The sequence below is a fragment of the Streptomyces sp. 1114.5 genome (genome assembly GCF_003635085.1).
In the GTDB taxonomy this organism is placed as follows: Bacteria; Actinomycetota; Actinomycetes; order Streptomycetales; family Streptomycetaceae; genus Kitasatospora.
On record NZ_RBXE01000001.1, the window covers coordinates 770,390 to 786,558 of the forward strand.

17 protein-coding genes are annotated in these 16,169 nt (G+C 71.8%); 5 read left to right on the plus strand and 12 right to left on the minus strand.

Annotated elements, in window-relative coordinates; translation table 11 throughout:
- Nucleotides 1-33: 33 nt before the first annotated feature.
- From BX285_RS03280 to BX285_RS03290, 3 genes are all read right to left on the minus strand, one after another.
- Nucleotides 34-393: an NADH-quinone oxidoreductase subunit A gene (locus tag BX285_RS03280; protein WP_030060100.1), complete on the minus strand. Its 360-nt coding sequence runs from the start codon at nucleotides 391-393 to the stop codon at nucleotides 34-36.
- A gap of 488 nt (nucleotides 394-881) precedes the next feature.
- Nucleotides 882-1,628 carry a response regulator transcription factor gene (locus BX285_RS03285; RefSeq protein WP_121174427.1) on the minus strand — a complete coding sequence of 249 codons (747 nt, stop codon included), beginning with the start codon at nucleotides 1,626-1,628 and terminating at the stop codon, nucleotides 882-884.
- Between the two features lie 42 nt (nucleotides 1,629-1,670).
- Nucleotides 1,671-2,735, minus strand: a complete 1,065-nt coding sequence (locus tag BX285_RS03290) for a sensor histidine kinase (RefSeq protein ID WP_143685727.1) — start codon at nucleotides 2,733-2,735, stop codon at nucleotides 1,671-1,673.
- A gap of 202 nt (nucleotides 2,736-2,937) precedes the next feature.
- On the opposite strand from BX285_RS03290, the gene BX285_RS03295 reads away from it, so the two are divergent.
- Nucleotides 2,938-3,534 (plus strand): hypothetical protein, encoded by a 597-nt coding sequence (locus BX285_RS03295; protein ID WP_257032450.1) that lies wholly within the window; start codon nucleotides 2,938-2,940, stop codon nucleotides 3,532-3,534.
- A gap of 9 nt (nucleotides 3,535-3,543) precedes the next feature.
- Here the strand turns inward: BX285_RS03295 and BX285_RS03300 are convergent, their stop codons facing one another.
- Both BX285_RS03300 and BX285_RS03305 read right to left on the minus strand, forming a co-directional pair.
- Nucleotides 3,544-4,557, minus strand: coding sequence for a DMT family transporter (locus BX285_RS03300; protein ID WP_121174428.1), 1,014 nt, complete (start codon nucleotides 4,555-4,557; stop codon nucleotides 3,544-3,546).
- Nucleotides 4,558-4,814: 257 nt separating this feature from the next.
- Complete coding sequence (locus tag BX285_RS03305) at nucleotides 4,815-5,480, minus strand: CatB-related O-acetyltransferase (protein ID WP_220783896.1); 666 nt, start codon at nucleotides 5,478-5,480, stop codon at nucleotides 4,815-4,817.
- Between the two features lie 94 nt (nucleotides 5,481-5,574).
- On the opposite strand from BX285_RS03305, the gene BX285_RS03310 reads away from it, so the two are divergent.
- The 3 genes from BX285_RS03310 to BX285_RS03320 all read left to right on the plus strand — a co-directional run bounded on the left by BX285_RS03310 (nucleotide 5,575) and on the right by BX285_RS03320 (nucleotide 7,738).
- Complete coding sequence (locus BX285_RS03310) at nucleotides 5,575-6,318, plus strand: TetR/AcrR family transcriptional regulator (protein WP_259470420.1); 744 nt, start codon at nucleotides 5,575-5,577, stop codon at nucleotides 6,316-6,318.
- Between the two features lie 109 nt (nucleotides 6,319-6,427).
- Entirely contained in the window at nucleotides 6,428-7,141 is a 714-nt protein-coding gene (locus BX285_RS03315) for a peptidylprolyl isomerase (protein WP_259470421.1), read from the plus strand.
- A gap of 189 nt (nucleotides 7,142-7,330) precedes the next feature.
- The gene (locus tag BX285_RS03320; RefSeq protein WP_259470422.1) at nucleotides 7,331-7,738 is read left to right on the plus strand and encodes a MazG-like family protein; all 408 of its coding nucleotides are present in this window, start codon (nucleotides 7,331-7,333) and stop codon (nucleotides 7,736-7,738) included.
- Here BX285_RS03320 and BX285_RS03325 read toward each other — a convergent pair.
- The 6 genes from BX285_RS03325 to BX285_RS03350 form a co-directional block, all read right to left on the minus strand.
- On the minus strand, nucleotides 7,735-9,045 hold the full coding sequence (locus tag BX285_RS03325; protein ID WP_121174431.1) for a geranylgeranyl reductase family protein: 1,311 nt from the start codon (nucleotides 9,043-9,045) through the stop codon (nucleotides 7,735-7,737). The two genes, BX285_RS03320 and BX285_RS03325, sit on opposite strands and share 4 nt — an antisense overlap.
- A gap of 121 nt (nucleotides 9,046-9,166) precedes the next feature.
- Nucleotides 9,167-9,862, minus strand: coding sequence for a demethylmenaquinone methyltransferase (locus BX285_RS03330; protein WP_121174432.1), 696 nt, complete (start codon nucleotides 9,860-9,862; stop codon nucleotides 9,167-9,169).
- A 128-nt stretch (nucleotides 9,863-9,990) separates the two neighbouring features.
- Nucleotides 9,991-10,578, minus strand: a complete 588-nt coding sequence (locus BX285_RS03335; RefSeq protein ID WP_097236591.1) for a hypothetical protein — start codon at nucleotides 10,576-10,578, stop codon at nucleotides 9,991-9,993.
- 233 nt (nucleotides 10,579-10,811) lie between these two features.
- Nucleotides 10,812-11,465 (minus strand): imidazolonepropionase-like domain-containing protein, encoded by a 654-nt coding sequence (locus BX285_RS03340; protein WP_121174433.1) that lies wholly within the window; start codon nucleotides 11,463-11,465, stop codon nucleotides 10,812-10,814.
- A 58-nt stretch (nucleotides 11,466-11,523) separates the two neighbouring features.
- Nucleotides 11,524-12,744 (minus strand): cyclic dehypoxanthinyl futalosine synthase, encoded by a 1,221-nt coding sequence (mqnC, locus tag BX285_RS03345; RefSeq protein ID WP_097236593.1) that lies wholly within the window; start codon nucleotides 12,742-12,744, stop codon nucleotides 11,524-11,526.
- 226 nt (nucleotides 12,745-12,970) lie between these two features.
- Nucleotides 12,971-13,945, minus strand: a complete 975-nt coding sequence (locus tag BX285_RS03350; RefSeq protein ID WP_121174434.1) for a menaquinone biosynthetic enzyme MqnA/MqnD family protein — start codon at nucleotides 13,943-13,945, stop codon at nucleotides 12,971-12,973.
- Between the two features lie 375 nt (nucleotides 13,946-14,320).
- Here BX285_RS03350 and BX285_RS03355 point away from each other — a divergent pair, with 375 nt between their 5' ends.
- Nucleotides 14,321-14,524, plus strand: coding sequence for a cold-shock protein (locus BX285_RS03355; RefSeq protein WP_097236595.1), 204 nt, complete (start codon nucleotides 14,321-14,323; stop codon nucleotides 14,522-14,524).
- Nucleotides 14,525-14,760: 236 nt separating this feature from the next.
- Here BX285_RS03355 and BX285_RS03360 read toward each other — a convergent pair whose 3' ends face one another.
- Nucleotides 14,761-16,092 (minus strand): dicarboxylate/amino acid:cation symporter, encoded by a 1,332-nt coding sequence (locus tag BX285_RS03360; RefSeq protein ID WP_121174435.1) that lies wholly within the window; start codon nucleotides 16,090-16,092, stop codon nucleotides 14,761-14,763.
- Nucleotides 16,093-16,169 lie beyond the last annotated feature (77 nt).

Below are 16,169 nucleotides of genomic sequence, written 5' to 3' on the forward strand. Positions count from 1 at the left end.
CACCCCGCGTCCGGGCTCAGCCCCACCCCGGGGTCAGTCCCACTCCAAGCCGCCGCGGCGCCACACGTACGCGTACGCGACGAAGACGGTGGCGATGAAGAGCAGCATCTCGACGAGCCCGAAGATCCCCAGGGCGTCGAAGGTCACCGCCCAGGGGTAGAGGAAGACGATCTCGATGTCGAAGACGATGAAGAGCATCGCCGTCAGGTAGTACTTGATCGGGAACCGACCGCCGCCCACGGGCTGCGGGGTCGGCTCGATGCCGCACTCGTACGCCTCCAACTTGGCCCGGTTGTAGCGTTTGGGGCCGGTCAGTGAGGCCATCACGACGGAGCCGACCGCGAACGCCGCCGCGATGGCACCGAGTACGAGGATCGGCGCGTAGGCATTCATAGCCCCCGCTCCCTCCGTCCAGTCGTCCTTGACTGCAGATCGGAACCGGCGGGTCACGCTGAGGTGAACCCGCGTCCCAGTTCCCGAGATCCACCTCATGTGAGGCAGTTCACAAACCCTGGAACGAGCGCATCCTATGCCTGTCGGCTTGTGATCTGCGACACGCAGTTCACCGCGATCTTTGTGATCTACGACACCATGTGAATGGTGGCGAATGTGAACATGCCCAGATATGTCGACGCAAAGGAGTCAAATGATCACAAGTAGTCGCATTCACTTGTGAAGCGGCTGGTCAGGGGCGCATTCCTATATCAACTATGCGTCGCCGGAGGCAAATTTAGCGGCGTCATGTTGACGTGTTATAGCGGCTCACTCGCAGGGGTGGCGGGGGCCCGAACGCTCGCTTGACCCTTCGTTCACAAGCGCACCGGCAACCGCTCGCCGCTCGAACCTCCGCCCTCGGAAACCGCCCTGCGGACCAGCGTCGGTTACCGCTTGCCGGCCGCCTGCTCCCACACCCAGGCCGCGATGCCCACCCGGTTACGGGCGCCGAGCTTGCGCTGGATGCTGGCGAGGTGGTTCTTCACCGTCCCCGGCGAGATGAACAGCCCCGCACCGATCTCGGCGTTGGTCGCCCCGTCCGCCACCTGCTCGGCGATCTCCCGTTCCCGTGCGGTCAGTTCCTCCACCGGCCCGGCTATCAGCGGGCCCGCCGCCGACGCACCGGAGCCCGCGCGGGGGCCCGCACCGCTGCCCGGTCCCGGCTTCGGCCCGTGCTTCGGCTCCGCTCCCGGGAGGGTCGCTCCGGGAAGGGCCATGTGTCGCAGCAGCCGCACGGTCACCTGCGGACTGATCAACGCGTCCCCGGCCATCGCCGCCCGGATCGCCTCGATCAGCAGCACCGGCCCCGAGCGCTTCAGCAGGAACCCGGCCGCACCGTGCCGCAGCGCCGTGTGCACGTACTCGTCCAGGTCGAAGGTGGTCACCACGATCACCTTGTACGCGTCGGCCAGTTGCCGGGTGACCTCCAGGCCGTCGAGCTTCGGCATCCGGATGTCCGCCAGCACCACGTCCGGCCGCAGCCTCCTCGCCTCCGCCACCGCCGCGGCGCCGTCCGCCGCCTCCGCGACCACGACCATGTCCGGCTGGGCGTCCAGGATCATCCGGAACGCACTGCGGACGTCCGCCTGGTCGTCCGCGATCAGGATCCGAACCGGCCCCGTGCCACTGCCCATGCCCTGCACCTCCCCGTCACCGACCCGCGTCGGTCGCTACGATCACGCCGGCTCCGCGCCGGACTCCTCCAACGGCAGCACCGCCGTCAACCGCCAGGCCTCACGCTCGTACGGGCCCGCCTCCAGCGAACCACCGAGGGCCTCCACCCGGGCCGCCAGCCCCGGCAGTCCGCTGCCGCCACCCCGGCGCGGCCGCCCCGCCGGCCCCTGCGCCCGACCGTCGTTGGTCACCGTCAGCTCCAACCGCCCTCCACTGCGACGGGCTCGGACCTCGACCGCCCGCGCGGCCGGAGCGTGCCTCCGGACATTGGTCAGGGACTCCACCACGATCCGGTGGACGGTGCCCTCCACCTCGCGCGGCACCGGCCCCTGCGGCAGCTCCAACCGGACCTCGGCGCCGCCGGTGGCAGTGAACTGCCGGGCCACTTCGGCGAGTTCAGCCAGCCCGGGCTGCGGATCCCGACTGCCGCCCTCCTCGCTTCGCAGCAGCTGTACCGTCCGGTCCAGCGAGGCCAGCGCTCGCTGCCCGGCCTGCTCTATTCGCTGGAACATCTCGGCCGCCCGAGCCGGATCGATCCCGGCCAGGTACGCCCCTGCCTGGGCCTGGGCGACCATGCCGCTCACATCGTGTGCCACGAAGTCGTGCAGGTCATGGGCCAGTTCGAGCCGCTGTGCGCGCCTGGCCTCGACCACCGCCTTGTGGCGCCCCTCGTCCAGGCCCCGCAGGTAGAGCCCTATCAGCACCGTCGGCAGGGACAGCATCGAGCCGAACCCGAAGAGCGTGAGCACGTCCGCGGGCCCGTCGAACCGGGACGGCCAGAGCGCGACCGCTCCGCACGCCGTCCAGGCCGCCACCGCGGTTCGCGGGCCGTCCCCGGCGCGCAGGGTGAGGACCACCGCCAGGAGCAGGGCGGCCAGTTCGACCAGACCGACCAGCCCCGTCCAGCGGGCCGACTCCGTCCAGGGGCCGGCGAACCAGACGGCAGCCGAGACCGCCACCGACACCGCGCCGAGCGCGGTCGTCATGGCAGCCGCCCCGTGGCGCCCGCGGAACTTCCAGGCCGGCAGCAGCAGGACCGGAACGACCAGCGACAGGATCCGAGTCATCGTCACCGCCTCTCCTCGACTCTTCGACTGCCGTCACATTACGACGCCGCCCAGGCCACCCGCCTGTGCCGATCGGCATATTTCAAAGGCCGGTTGAGCAGGAGGAACAGCCCGATCGGCACTGCCGCGACCCCCTGGCGGACCTCCAGTCTTGAGTCACCGCACCGGCCACGGAGGCCGGAGCCGAAGGGAGCCCACCACCATGTCGAAGCTCGTGATCAACGCCCGCAGCACCACCCGCCGCGCGGAGGCGGCGCCCCCGGCCGTCCTGTCGGCCCCGGCCGTCCCGCCCGCCCCGCGCTGGGCGCGGCTCGCCGCCAAGGCCGCCGTCCTCACCACCGTCCCCTCGGGGCTGTGGCGGATCGCCTTCGGTTTCGGCATCCCGATGGGCTTCACCGGAGCGACGGCCGCGGCGTACGCCGAGCACCAGCCGGGCTGGGGCACTGTCTACTGCGTGGTGCTGAGCCTGCTGGCCGAGGCCCTGGCCTTCCTGACCCTCGGCCTGGTCCGCCCCTGGGGGCTGGTGGTGCCCCAGTGGATCCCGCTGATAGGTGGCCGCCGGGTCCGGCCGCTCGCCGCGATCGTCCCGGCGCTGCTGGGCTCGGTGGTGCTCACCGTCCTCGGCATGGAAGGCCTGTTCGGCCGCTGGGCCGACAACCTGGCCGAGCCGGATTCGCCGCACGGCCTCGCCGCCGTCGTGATGACGCTGGCCTACCTGCCCCTGGTCGCCTGGGGCCCGCTGCTCGGCGCGGTCACCGTCGACTACGCCCGCCGGACCTTGCGGCGGCGCCGGTCATGAGGGCGGCGGTCACACCGAGGCCGGCTCCGGGCTCGGCCCCACCGCGTCGGACACACCGCCGCCGTCGTCCTCGGCCGGGCATGGCGCGGGAGCGGGAGCCGGTGCGGGCGCGGGCGCGGGCGCGGGCGCGGGCGCGGTACGGCGGCCCCACTCGGTCGCCACCAGCACCAGGGCTCCGCCGAGCAGGGCGAGCGGGCCCATCCGGTTCCCGGCCACCGTGATGCCGAAGACGGCGGCCCACAGCGGCTCGGTGCCGAGCAGCAGGCTCACCCGGGAGGGCGAGGTGGCCCGCACCGCCCACATCTGGACGAAGAAGGCGAACAGCGTGCAGAACAAGGACAGATGCAGCAGCCAGGCCCACTGGCCGGCCCCGTACGAGCGGGCGACGGTCCACGGCGACGGCCCCACGGCCGGCGCGACGACGGCGAATACGCCGGTGGCCACCGCGAGTTGGACCCAGGTCACGGCGAGCATGTCGGTGTCGCGCAGCGCCCGGGTGCGGGCCATGGCGAGGACGTACCCGGAGCGGACGAGGGCGGCGCCCAGCACCAGCAGGTCGCCGAGCGAGGGAGCGCGCAGCCCTCCGTCGCCGGTGAGCAGGGCGACGCCGAGGACGGCCAGCCCCGCGGCCGCCAGGAAGGCCCGCGGCGGTGCGGCCCGGCCGAGGGCGCTCTCGCCGAGCGGGGTGAGCACCATCGCGAGGCTGATGATCAGCCCGGCATTGGTCGCAGAGGTGTGCACGGCGCCGTAGGTCTCCAGCAGGAAGATCCCGCTGAGCACCGCTCCGAGTGCGGCGCCGCCTATCCACTCGGCGCGGCTCAGCCTCCGCAGGGCCCGCCAGGCGACCGCCCCGAGCAGCGGCAGCACCAGCCCGAACCGCAACACCAGCATCGCCACGACCGTCCCCGGCTCCGCCACCCGCTGGACGGCGAGGAAGCTCGACCCCCACACCACGGCCACGAGCAGCACCGGAAGATCGCGAAGGATTGACGAGGAGGGGCCCTTGGACCACGAGGCAGGCATGAGGAGGATCCCTCCGAGCGAACGGAACCGACGGGCACGAGGACCGTACGGCGTCGGACGGACCCGGAGCCGGACGGAAGGCCCGGCGGCGAACGGGGCGAAGCATGGAGCGGGGCGCAGCGTGGAGCGGAGCGCGGGGTGCGCCATCTTCGCAAACCGGCGCGCTGATGATCAATGCCCGTCCGAACACCGGATGGCCTGGCCGCGGATGATCAGGTCGCGAACGGCCAGCCGGCGAACGCCCAGGTGGCGAACGCTCAGGTGGCGATCAGGCCGTTCGCCGCCGCGATCGCCTCGATGTCGGCCGGAGTTCCGGACATGACGGCGCGGACGTGCTCGGTCACCAGCTCGACCGGCCAGTCCCACCAGGCGGCGCGCAGCAGGCGCTCGATGTCGGCCTCGTCGAAGCGTCGGCGGATCGGACGGCCGGGGTTGCCCCCGACGATGGTGTAGGGCTCGACATCGGAGGTGACCACCGCGCCGGCCGCGATGATCGCACCGTCTCCGATCCTGACCCCGGGCAGGACGGTGGCCCCGAAGCCGAACCAGACGTCGTTGCCGATCACGGTGTCGCCCCGGCTGGGCAGGCCTGTGACGATGTCGAGGGTCCGCTCGGTCCAGCTGCCGCCGAACATCGTGAAGGGGAAGGTGGAGACGCCGATGGCCGGGTGGGCGGCGCCGGCCATCAGGAAGCGGGTTCCCGTGGCGATCGCGCAGTACTTCCCGATCACCAGCCGCTCGGGGCCGTACGCGTAGAGGACGTTGCGCTCCTCGAAGCGGGTGGCGCCGTCGGGATCGTCGAAATAGGTGTACTCGCCGACCTCGATCCGCGGATCGGTGACGAGCGGTCGCAGCAGGACGACCCGGTCGTGGCCCGCGAGCGGGTGGAGCAGGGTGGGGTCGGGGATGGCAGTGGTGGTCACACAGGCTCCTCTCGTAATGCGACTCAAGTCGCATTACGATGAGCATGGCATGATCGCCACCTCACGGCAAGCCTTAATGCGACTGGAGTCGACTTTGACCGGAGCCAGCCCTGCGTCCGGAGCCGCCCGCCCGGAGCAGCCACCCCGCACGCCCACCCCTCGGCCGGGCGGCCGCAGCGCCCGGGTGCGGGCGAACGTGGTCGCCGCCACGCTCGCCGAGGTCACCGAAAAGGGGTACGACCGCCTCACCGTCGAAGCGGTCGCCACCCGCTCCGGCGTCCACAAGGCAACGCTCTACCGGCGGTGGAGCGGGGTGGACGGTCTGATCGCCGACGCCCTGACCGCCTCCGCCGACCAGCCCTGGCCGCTGCCCGACACCGGCGACCTCCAGCAGGACCTCCGCCGGATCACCCAGGAGGTGTTCGACGTCTTCACCGACCCCGACCTCGGCCTCACGCCCATCGCGCTGATCTCCGCCGCCCAGCGCTCCGACATCGGCGCGGCCGCCCTGCGCGCCTTCTTCTCGGCCCGCCACCGGCAGGCCGCCGAGGTTGCCGAACGAGCCGCCGCCCGCGGTGAGTTGCCGACCGGAACGGACGGGGCCGAGGTGGTCCGGGCCGCCACCGCTCCGCTCTACTACCGCCTGTTCGTCTCCGGTGAGCCGCTGGATGCCCGCACCGCCGAGCGGGCCGCCGACGCCGCCACCCTGGCCGCCCGCGCCGGACTCTTCGCCCCCGCCCCGGAAACCCCGACCAGCCCGACCAGCCCGGAAGCCCCGACCAGCCCGACCAGCCCGACCAGCCCGGAAGCTCCGGCCGCCCCCGAGACCCCCGCCTGACCGAGCACCAGCACCATCCGTCACAAGGGAGGCACCGTCCCGCCCTGCCCGCCCTGCCCGCCCTGCCCGCCCCCTACCGCATCCCCACCCGGCCGTGGATGATGCCTCCATGACAATCCAGCCGTCCACCACCCCCCGGAAGGCCCGTCACGTGAAGCGCACCCACTGGGCGTTGGTCACCGCCGCCACCGTTCTCCCGCTCGTGGCGAGCACCGGCACCGCCGTCGCGGACACCTCCGCCCCTGCAGCGGCCACCCCCGCCGCCGGCTGCACCTACACACCGGCCGTACCGGCCGACAACTTCAAGGGCATCCCGGTCTTCGACGCCAAGAAGGCGGCCCAGCCCTACCGCGCGACGCTGCGCACCAGTCAGGGCCAGATCACCTTCGAGGCGCTGACCGACAAGGCGCCCTGCACCACCTTCTCGTTCCGCTTCCTCGCCGAGCACGACTACTTCGACCGCAGCCACTGCCACCGCCTCACCACCCAGCGGATCTACGTCCTGCAGTGCGGCGACCCGACCGGTACGGGCAGCGGCGGGCCCGGTTACTCCTTCCCGGACGAGAACCTGACCGGCGCCACCTACCCGGCCGGCACGGTGGCCATGGCCAACGCCGGCCCGAACACCAACGGCAGCCAGTTCTTCTTCGTCTGGAAGGACACCAAGCTCTCCCCCGCCTACACCCCGTTCGGCCGGATCACGGCCGGCCTGGACGTGCTGCAGAAGATCGCCGCCGGCGGCGAGGACGACCAGAACAACCCCGGCGACGGATTCCCCACGCTCCCCGTGAACATCCGCCACGTGAAGATCAGCACCCACTGACCGAACCCCTCCCCGACCCCGGTCCCAACCCGAGCCCCCCTCCCCGACCCCGACCCCAACCCGAGCCCCCTCCCCGACCCCGACCCCAACCCGAGCCCCCTCCCCGTCCCCGGCCCGATCGCACCGACCGGGCCCCTCCCCGCTCCCGTACGGTGGCAGCACCAACGACACGCAGGGGAGCAGCACCGCATGGACAGCCGGATCTGGGAGAGCGTCGACCACCTGGTCGCATGGCTGGACGAGCAGAGCACGCAGTCTCCCCGGGAGGAGCGGCTACTGCGGCTGCTCAAGCTGTCCGAGGAGGTCGGCGAGGTCGGCGCGGCCGTGATCGGTGCCACCGGCCAGAACCCGCGCAAGGGGGTCACCCACACCTGGGAGGACGTCCAGCACGAGCTCTGCGACGTGGTCTTCTCCGCGCTCGTCGCCCTGCGGACGCTCACCCCCGACGCGGCCCGGGTCTTCGCCGACCGCCTCGCCTACGTCGAACAGCGCTCCGCCGCCTCCCGGCGCCCGATCGACGGACCCCGGGAGACGGCGGCGAAGAGCCCGGAGGAGGCTCCGGACCGGGCCCCCGACAAGAGCCCGGAAGAGGCCTAGGCGTTCGGCGCGACCCTGGCGAGGCCGTTGATGACGCGGTCCATCGCGTCACCGCCCTGCGGGTCGGTCAGGTTGGCGAGCAGCTTGAGGGTGAAGCGCATCAGCATCGGGTGGGTGAGGCCGCGCTGGGTGGCGATCTGCATCACCTTCGGGTTGCCGATGAGCTTCACGAAGGCGCGGCCCAGGGTGTAGTAGCCGCCGTACACGTCCTTGAGGACGCGCGGGTAGGCCTGCAGGGCGCGCTCCCGCCCGCCGTCGGTGACCCGCGCGAGGGCCTGCACGATGACGCCTGCGGCGATCTGGCCGGATTCCATCGCGTAGGCGATGCCCTCGCCGTTGAACGGGTTGACCATTCCGCCCGCGTCGCCGACGAGCAGCAGACCGCGGGTGTAGTGCGGCTGCCGGTTGAAGGCCATCGGCAGCGCGGCGCCGCGGATCGGCTCGGTCATGTTCTCGGGGGTGTAGCCCCACTCCTCCGGCATGCCGGCGCACCAGGCCTTGAGCACCTCGCGCCAGTCCAGCTCGCCGAAGGCCGGCGAGGAGTTGAGGATGCCGAGGCCGACGTTGGAGGTGCCGTCGCCCATGCCGAAGACCCAGCCGTAGCCGGGCAGCAGCTTGCGCTGGCTGCCACGGGTGTCCCACAGCTCCAGCCAGGACTCCAGGTAGTCGTCGTCGTGGCGCGGCGAGGTGAAGTAGGTGCGGTAGGCGACGCCCATCGGGCGGTCCTCGCGCCGGTGCAGGCCCATGGCGAGCGAGAGCCGGGTCGAGTTGCCGTCGGCGGCGACCACCAGCGGGGCCCGGAAGGTGACCGGCCGCTTCTCGTCGCCCAGCTTGGCGGTGACGCCGACGATCCGGCCGGTGCGGTCGTCCAGGACGGGCCCGCTGACGTTGCAGCGCTCGTAGAGCCGCGCACCGGCCTTCTCGGCCTGACGGGCCAGCAGCTCGTCGAAGTCGGCGCGCTTGCGGACCAGGCCGTAGTCGGGGAAGGAGGACAGCTCGGGCCAGTCCAGCTCCAGCCGGACGCCGCCGCCGATGATGCGCAGGCCCTTGTTGTGCAGCCAGCCGTTCTCGGTGGAGACGTCGATGCCCATGTCCACCAGCTGCTTGGTGGCGCGCGGGGTCAGGCCGTCGCCGCAGACCTTCTCGCGCGGGAAGGCGGTCTTCTCCAGCAGCAGCACGTCCAGCCCGGCCCGGGCCAGGTAGTACGCGGTGGTGGAGCCGGCCGGGCCCGCACCGACCACGATGACGTCGGCCGTGCTCTCCACCGGGCTGTCCGGCTTCGTCAGATCGGCTGCGGTCTCGGACACGTGGACACACTCCTGGAGCTGCGGCGGGGGACGGCGGCTTTTGTCTCCGGCAGTCTAGTTCCGCTCACGCCACCGCAGGCGCCCGCGCCCCACCCCACGCACAGCCGGCCCGGCCACGCGGCTACGCGACCTTGTACGCCCGGTGCAGCGCGACGATCCCGCCCGTGAGGTTCCGCCAGGCGGCCTTCGACCAGCCGTTCTCCTGCAGCTTGGCGGCCAGCCCGGGCTGGTCCGGCCAGGCGCGGATGGACTCGGCGAGGTAGACGTACGCGTCCGGGTTGCTGCTGACGGCGGTGGCGACGGGCGGCAGCGCACGCATCAGGTACTCGGTGTAGACCGTCCGGAACGGCGTCCAGGTCGGCGTGGAGAACTCGCAGATCACCAGCTTGCCGCCGGGCTTGGTGACCCGCAGCATCTCGCGCAGCGCCGCGTCGGTGTCCTGGACGTTGCGCAGCGCGAAGGAGATCGTCACCGAGTCGAAGGTGTCGTCCGCGAACGGGAGCCTGGTGGCGTCCCCGGCGGTGAGCGCCAGCTCGGGGTGTCGGCGCTTGCCCTCGGCGAGCATGCCGACCGAGAAGTCGCACGGGACGACCTGGGCCCCGGCCTCGACGAAGGGCAGCGAGGAGGTGCCGGTGCCGGCCCCGAGGTCGAGCACGAGGTCCCCCGGTCCGGCGGACACCGCCTCGGCCACCGCCCGGCGCCAGGCGCGGGCCTGGCCGAGGGAGAGCACGTCGTTGGTGCGGTCGTACTTGGCCGCGACGTCGTCGAACATGGCGGCGACTTCGTGTGGCTGCTTGTCCAGAGAGGCTCGGGTCACGCACCCATTGTTCACCCTCGCACGGACACCCCGACCAACGGGGCACACCGGGCCGGCCCCGGACCGGAGGACCACGGCGGAGCACGCCATCGTCGGTGCTGCCCTCAGCGCCCCCGTCACCGCTGCGCTCAGTGCTGCCCGCGCCGCCCGCCCGCGCGCCGCTTGCGGCGGGAGCGCTTGCCGTGCGTTATCGCGGGCATCCCGTCCGCCAGGGCCTCGGTGGCCAGCGCGAGGTTGGCGGCCAGCCGCCCCTGCCCGTCGCGGATCGCGACGGCCTTGCGGTACTGCCGGATGCGCAGCAGGCAGATCACGAAGAGCACCACGGCGACCGGCACGCTGAACCGGGCCAGGCCCACGCCGACCGGCTGCGGGTAGGTGTCGCCGCAGATCCGAACCGCTCCCGCGTCGTCGGCGGCGTGCTCCAGGCAGACCTTGTCGCCGACCTTGGCGCTGTCCGAGAGCGGCAGCGCGGCCGCGGTGTGCGCCTGTCCGTCGGCCCGGTAGCTGACGGCGCTGTAGGTGCCGCCGCCGGTCGGGAGCTGGGTGACGACTCCCTCGACTCTCACCGGGTGCGCCTCGATCCGGTCGGCCTGGTCGGCCTGGCGCCAACCGAGCAGGCACATGCCGACGGCCAGCACGGCGCTGAGCACGGCGGCGAGGTACCAACCACGGCCCATCCGCGGGGTGCGCGGTGGGGGAACGGTCGCGGTTCGCATGGTTCCTGTCCTGGCTTGCCGTCGGGGCCCGGTTGCCGGCCCCGCCGCCCGCGGGCACGGACGGTGGTGTGGTGAGGGTACGGAGTGAGCTGTCCGGGATCGTATCCGCTGGCGGGCCCTCAGGTCACGGCGAAGGGACAATCACCCCCCGTCATCGGAACCGGAGTTCGGGTGCACACGAAGGAAGTCCCGTGCGCCGCAAGGAATTCCGGCTACTGACGAGTACGTCACACTCAGCGCCGCCGGTACACCAACCGTCCGCCCAGCACGGTGGCCAGGCACCCGCCCGCCGCCGGCTCGGCGCTCCCCTCCCCCGCGGCCCCGAACACCGCGAAGTCCGCCCGACCCCCGACCGTCAGCCGCCCGTACACGGCCTCCGCGAACGGCAGCACGGCCAGCGGGTCCAACGCCCCGCCACCCTCCCCGTCCGACCCCGCACCCGCACCCGCACCCGCCGACGCCACCAGCCCCGACCGCGCCACCGCCGTCCGCACCGAGGCCCGCTCGAACGGCCCGGCCACCGCCGTCACCCCGAACCCGAGCATCCGCTGCAGCCCCCGCCGCGCACTCGCCCCGCACCGCGCCTCGTCCGTCGACCCGACCAGCCCGTCCACGACCGGCTCGACGCCGATCTCCTCCCGCGGATCCGGGTGGTAGGCACGTTCCAACAGCCAGTGCCCGTACGGATTGCGCAGCCCGGGCGCCAGCACGGCGGTCGAGCCCCAGTCCCGCACCCGCGCGCCCGGGTGTGCCGCCGCCAGCGCGCCGTACGGCCCGACCGCCTCGACGCGTTCGCCACGCACCACCACCGCCCCGTCCGGGTGGGACGGGGCGGTGGGATCGGCCGGGTCGGGCAGCACGAAAGCCGCCCGGTGCAGGGTCAGCACGAAAGCGCCTTCACGAAGAGCGACGACAGAACGAAGAAGGACGGCAGAACGGCCGGCCTCAGTTGTCCAGGATCTTCAGCTCGGGGTGCGCCGTGCCGCCCTCGATCGCCGTGGAGGCGATGTGCGAGGCGACCCGCGGGTCGACCGGGTCGTTGGCCGGGTCGTCCAGCACCCGCAGGTGCTCGTACGTGGTCGAGCGCTGGGCCGGGACGCGGTCGGCGGCCCGGATCAGGTGGATCAGCTCGGTGAGGTTGGAGCGGTGCTTGGCACCGGCGGCCGAGACGACGTTCTCCTCCAGCATGACCGAGCCGAGGTCGTCCGCGCCGTAGTGCAGCGACAGCTGGCCCGCCTCCTTGCCGGTGGTGAGCCAGGAGCCCTGGATGTGGGCGACGTTGTCGAGGAACAGGCGGGCGATCGCGATCATCCGCAGGTACTCGAAGACGGTGGCCTGGGTCGAGCCCTTCAGGTGGTTGTTCTGCGGCTGGTAGGTGTAGGGGATGAAGGCCCGGAAGCCGCCGGTGCGGTCCTGCACCTCGCGGATCATCCGCAGGTGCTCGATCCGCTCGGCGTTGGTCTCGCCGGTGCCCATCAGCATGGTGGAGGTGGACTCCACGCCGAGGCCGTGCGCGGCCTCCATGATCTCCAGCCAGCGCTCGCCGGACTCCTTCAGCGGGGCGATCGCCTTGCGCGGGCGCTCCGGCAGCAGTTCGGCGCCGGCGCCGGCGAAGGAGTCCAGGCCCGCCTTGTGGATCCGGGTGATCGCCTCCTCGATGGAGACGCCGGAGATCCGGGCCATGTGCTCGACCTCGGAGGCGCCCAGCGAGTGGATCACCAGCTGCGGGAAGTCGGCCTTGATCGCCGAGAACGCGCGCTCGTAGTACTCCACGCCGTAGTCCGGGTGGTGGCCGCCCTGGAACATGATCTGGGTGCCGCCCAGTTCGACGGTCTCGGCGCAGCGGCGCAGGATCTCGTCGAGCTCGCGGGACCAGCCCTTGTCGCTCTTCGGCGGCACGTAGAAGGCGCAGAACTTGCACGCCGTCACGCAGACGTTGGTGTAGTTGATGTTGCGCTCGATGATGTACGTCGCGATGTGCTCGGTACCGGCGTAACGGCGGCGGCGCACCGCGTCGGCGGCGGAGCCGAGCGCGTGCAGCGGCGCCGAGCGGTAGAGCTCCAGCGCCTCCTCCGGAGTGATCCGGCCGCCGGTGGCGGCCCGGTCGAGCACGGCCTGCAGATCGGTGCTGGACGCATCGAGGGTGGTCGCTGCGAGCTCGGTCACCTGGCGGCCTTCTCTCTCTCGGGTGTTGCTGCTGTCTGCGCCGCCGGCCCGGACAACGGGGCGTCCGGGTACGGCCGAACCAGCCTACGCCAGCACATTCCGCCGCCCGCGGCAGGCCGCGTCCCACCGCACCCGGCCACCGCTGCCCACGGCCCCGGCCCCTGCCGCGACCGCCCCGCCCCGCCCCGCCCCGCCCCGGTCCGGTCCGCCCCGGTCCCCGCCCCGCTCAGCCGAGCGTCGACTCCGCCGACACCAGCGGCGAGTCCGCCGGAAGCAACGGCAGCTCCGCCGGCTCCAGCAGCCGCACCGCCACGTCCGACGCGAAGCCGCTGTCGTGCGCGACCCGCCGGGCGAACTCGGCGACGCCGGCCAACTGCCGCTCGCCGAGCGAGAAGTCGAGCGCCTCGCTGAAGTACCGCTCCAGCACGTCCGCGCCGAAGGCCTCCCAGCGGGCGGCCTGCTCGGCGACCTTGGCGGCCTCCACCAGCGACAGGTCGCGGGACTCCAGGAAGGCCCGGTGCACGGCCGCGGTCAGCTCGGGGCAGCGCTCGGCGAACTCGCGGCGCACCGCCCAGACCGCGAAGACGAACGGCAGGCCGGTCCACTCCTTCCACATCTCGCCGAGGTCGTGGACGGTCAGCCCGAGTTCGGCGGCCTGTCCGAGGTAGGCGCGCAGCGCGGGGTCGCCGATCAGCACGGCGGCGTCGGCCTCGGCGAGCATCGCGCTGAGGTCCGGCGGGCAGCTGAAGTACTCCGGGTGCACGCCCTCGCGCTCCTCCAGGAGCAGCCGGGCGAGCCGGACCGAGGTGCGGCTGGTGGAGCCGAGGGCGACCCGGCGGCCGTCGAGGTCGGCGAGCGGCACCTTGCTCACGATCAGGCAGGACATCACCGGGCCGTCGCTGCCGACCGCGATGTCGGGCAGGACCAGCAGGTCGTCGGCGTTGCGCAGGTACTCCACGCAGGTGATCGGGCCGATGTCCAGGGCGCCGCCGACGAGCTGGTCGCTCAGCTTCTCGGGGGTGTCCTTGGTGAGGTCCAGATCGAGCAGATTGCCGGTCCTGGCGAGTCCCCAGTAGAGGGGGACGCAGTTCAGGAACTGAATATGGCCGACCCTCGGCCTGACCGGCGGGTTCTCTGCGGCCGGGGCGTTCCGGGGCTCCCGCGTTCGCGCGTCCGGTGTTTGTGCGTCCGGTGCTGCCACTGCGCCGCTCCCTTGCTGTTCGTGCGCTTCCTCCGCAGGGTATGCCCGCTGGTCACGACGGCTCGCACCGGCCACCCGACACGCCCTCACGCGCCCCCAACACGCCTTTCCACGCCCGCTCCCGCGCTTACGACACGCGCCTTGGGAGCCGCAAGTGACCTCTGGTCGTCACAGCTGCCGCATGCTAGCGTTGCCCTCAGTTGCAGTTTGATTCCCCTTGCAGTACTTGAAGCCTGCGGAGCATGTAACCGCAGGCTTTTTGTAGTTTTTCAGCAATATCGAAAAACTTCGGACTCGTCCGGAGGCAGGGCGATCAGCGCAGCGGACTGGGAGCCACACGGTGTGGTCCCCGACACGCATCGCAAGGAGAACGGCATGGCCACGGGAACCGTCAAGTGGTTCAACGCTGAGAAGGGCTTCGGCTTCATCGCCCAGGAGGGCGGCGGCCCGGACGTCTTCGTTCACTACTCCGCCATCAATGCGAACGGTTTCCGTTCGCTGGAGGAGAACCAGACGGTCACCTTCGACGTCACCCAGGGCCCGAAGGGCCCGCAGGCGGAGAACGTCACCGCTGTCTGACCATCCTCTGATGATCTGATCGCTCGGGACCCCGACGGGTCCACCGGCGGCTCCCGACAGCCGTCACCATGAGCACAAGAGCAGTACCCAAGGGGGCCCGCCCGTGTGGTGGGCCCCCTGCCTTTTCTCCTCCCGGCCGAGCCCTGCCCCGAGCCCGGCGCAGATTCGGACGGAGAACACGGAAGGGCCCTTCCCCGGTGCCGGGGAAGGGCCCTTCCGTCGTCCTCGGGCGGCGATCAGGCCGCGGCCGGCTCCCGGACGGCAGCCGACGGGACGTCCGCGTCGTACAGGTCGCCCGAGGGGTTGTCGTACGCGGCGCGGTCGAGGATCCTCTCCCGCGCGGCGACCACGACCGGCACCAGCACCTGCCCGGCGACGTTGGTCGCGGTGCGCATCATGTCCAGGATCGGGTCGATGGCGAGCAGCAGGCCGACGCCCTCCAGCGGCAGGCCAAGGGTGGACAGGGTCAGCGTCAGCATGACGATCGCACCGGTGAGGCCCGCGGTGGCGGCCGAGCCGACCACCGAGACGAAGGCGATCAGGATGTAGTCCTTGATGCCGAGCTCGATGTTGTAGACCTGGGCGACGAAGATCGCGGCGATCGCCGGGTAGATCGCGGCGCAGCCGTCCATCTTGGTGGTGGCGCCGAAGGGCACCGAGAAGGACGCGTACTCGCTGGGGACGCCGAGCTTCTCGGTGACACGGCGGGTGACCGGCAGGGTGCCGACCGAGGAGCGCGAGACGAAGGCCAGCTGGATCGCGGGCCAGGCGCCCTTGAAGAAGTGCAGCGGGTTGAGGCCGGCGGCGAAGCGCAGCAGCAGCGAGTAGACGACGAAGAGGACCAGCGCGCAGCCGACGTAGATGTCGAGGGTCAGCGTGGCGAAGGGCTTGAGCAGGTCCCAGCCGTACTTGGCGACGGACTTGCCGATCAGGCCGAGGGTGCCGAGCGGGGAGAGCCGGATGACCCACCACAGCACGGTCTGGGTCAGCTCCAGCACGGACTCGCTGAGCTTGAGGACCGGCTCGGCCTTGGCGCCGAGCTTGATGATGGCCGCGCCGACCACGACCGCCATGAAGACGATCTGCAGCACGTTCACCTTGGCGAAGGCGTCGACGATGTTGGTCGGGAAGATCCCGGTCAGGAAGTCGATCCAGGTGCCCTTGGAGTCGAGCGCCTTGAGGCCGTCGGTCTTGAGGTTGGTGCCCTGGCCGGGATTGGTCAGCAGGCCCAGGCCCAGGCCGATGGCGACCGCGATCAGCGAGGTGATCATGAACCAGAGCAGCGTCCGGGTGGCCAGGCGGGCCGCGTTGGTGACGTTGCGCAGGTTGGCGACGCTCACCACGATCGCGGTGAACACCAGCGGCGGGACGGCCAGCTTCAGCAGCTGGACGAAGATCTTGCCGATGGTCTCCAGGGTGGTGGCCAGCCAGGAGATGTCGGCGGTCCGGGCCAGGTAGCCGAGGCCGACGCCGAGCACGAGGCCGGCGACGATCTGCACCCAGAACGGCGTCTTGCGGATACGGGCGAGCACGGAGGGCGACGAGGTCGCCTCGGGCGCTGTGGACATGGGGGTGCGGCTCCCGGGGAGGGCGTTGCTGACGGTGGGGCGAGCGGGGCGGAGAAGGCGGCACGGCGCGCGGGCCG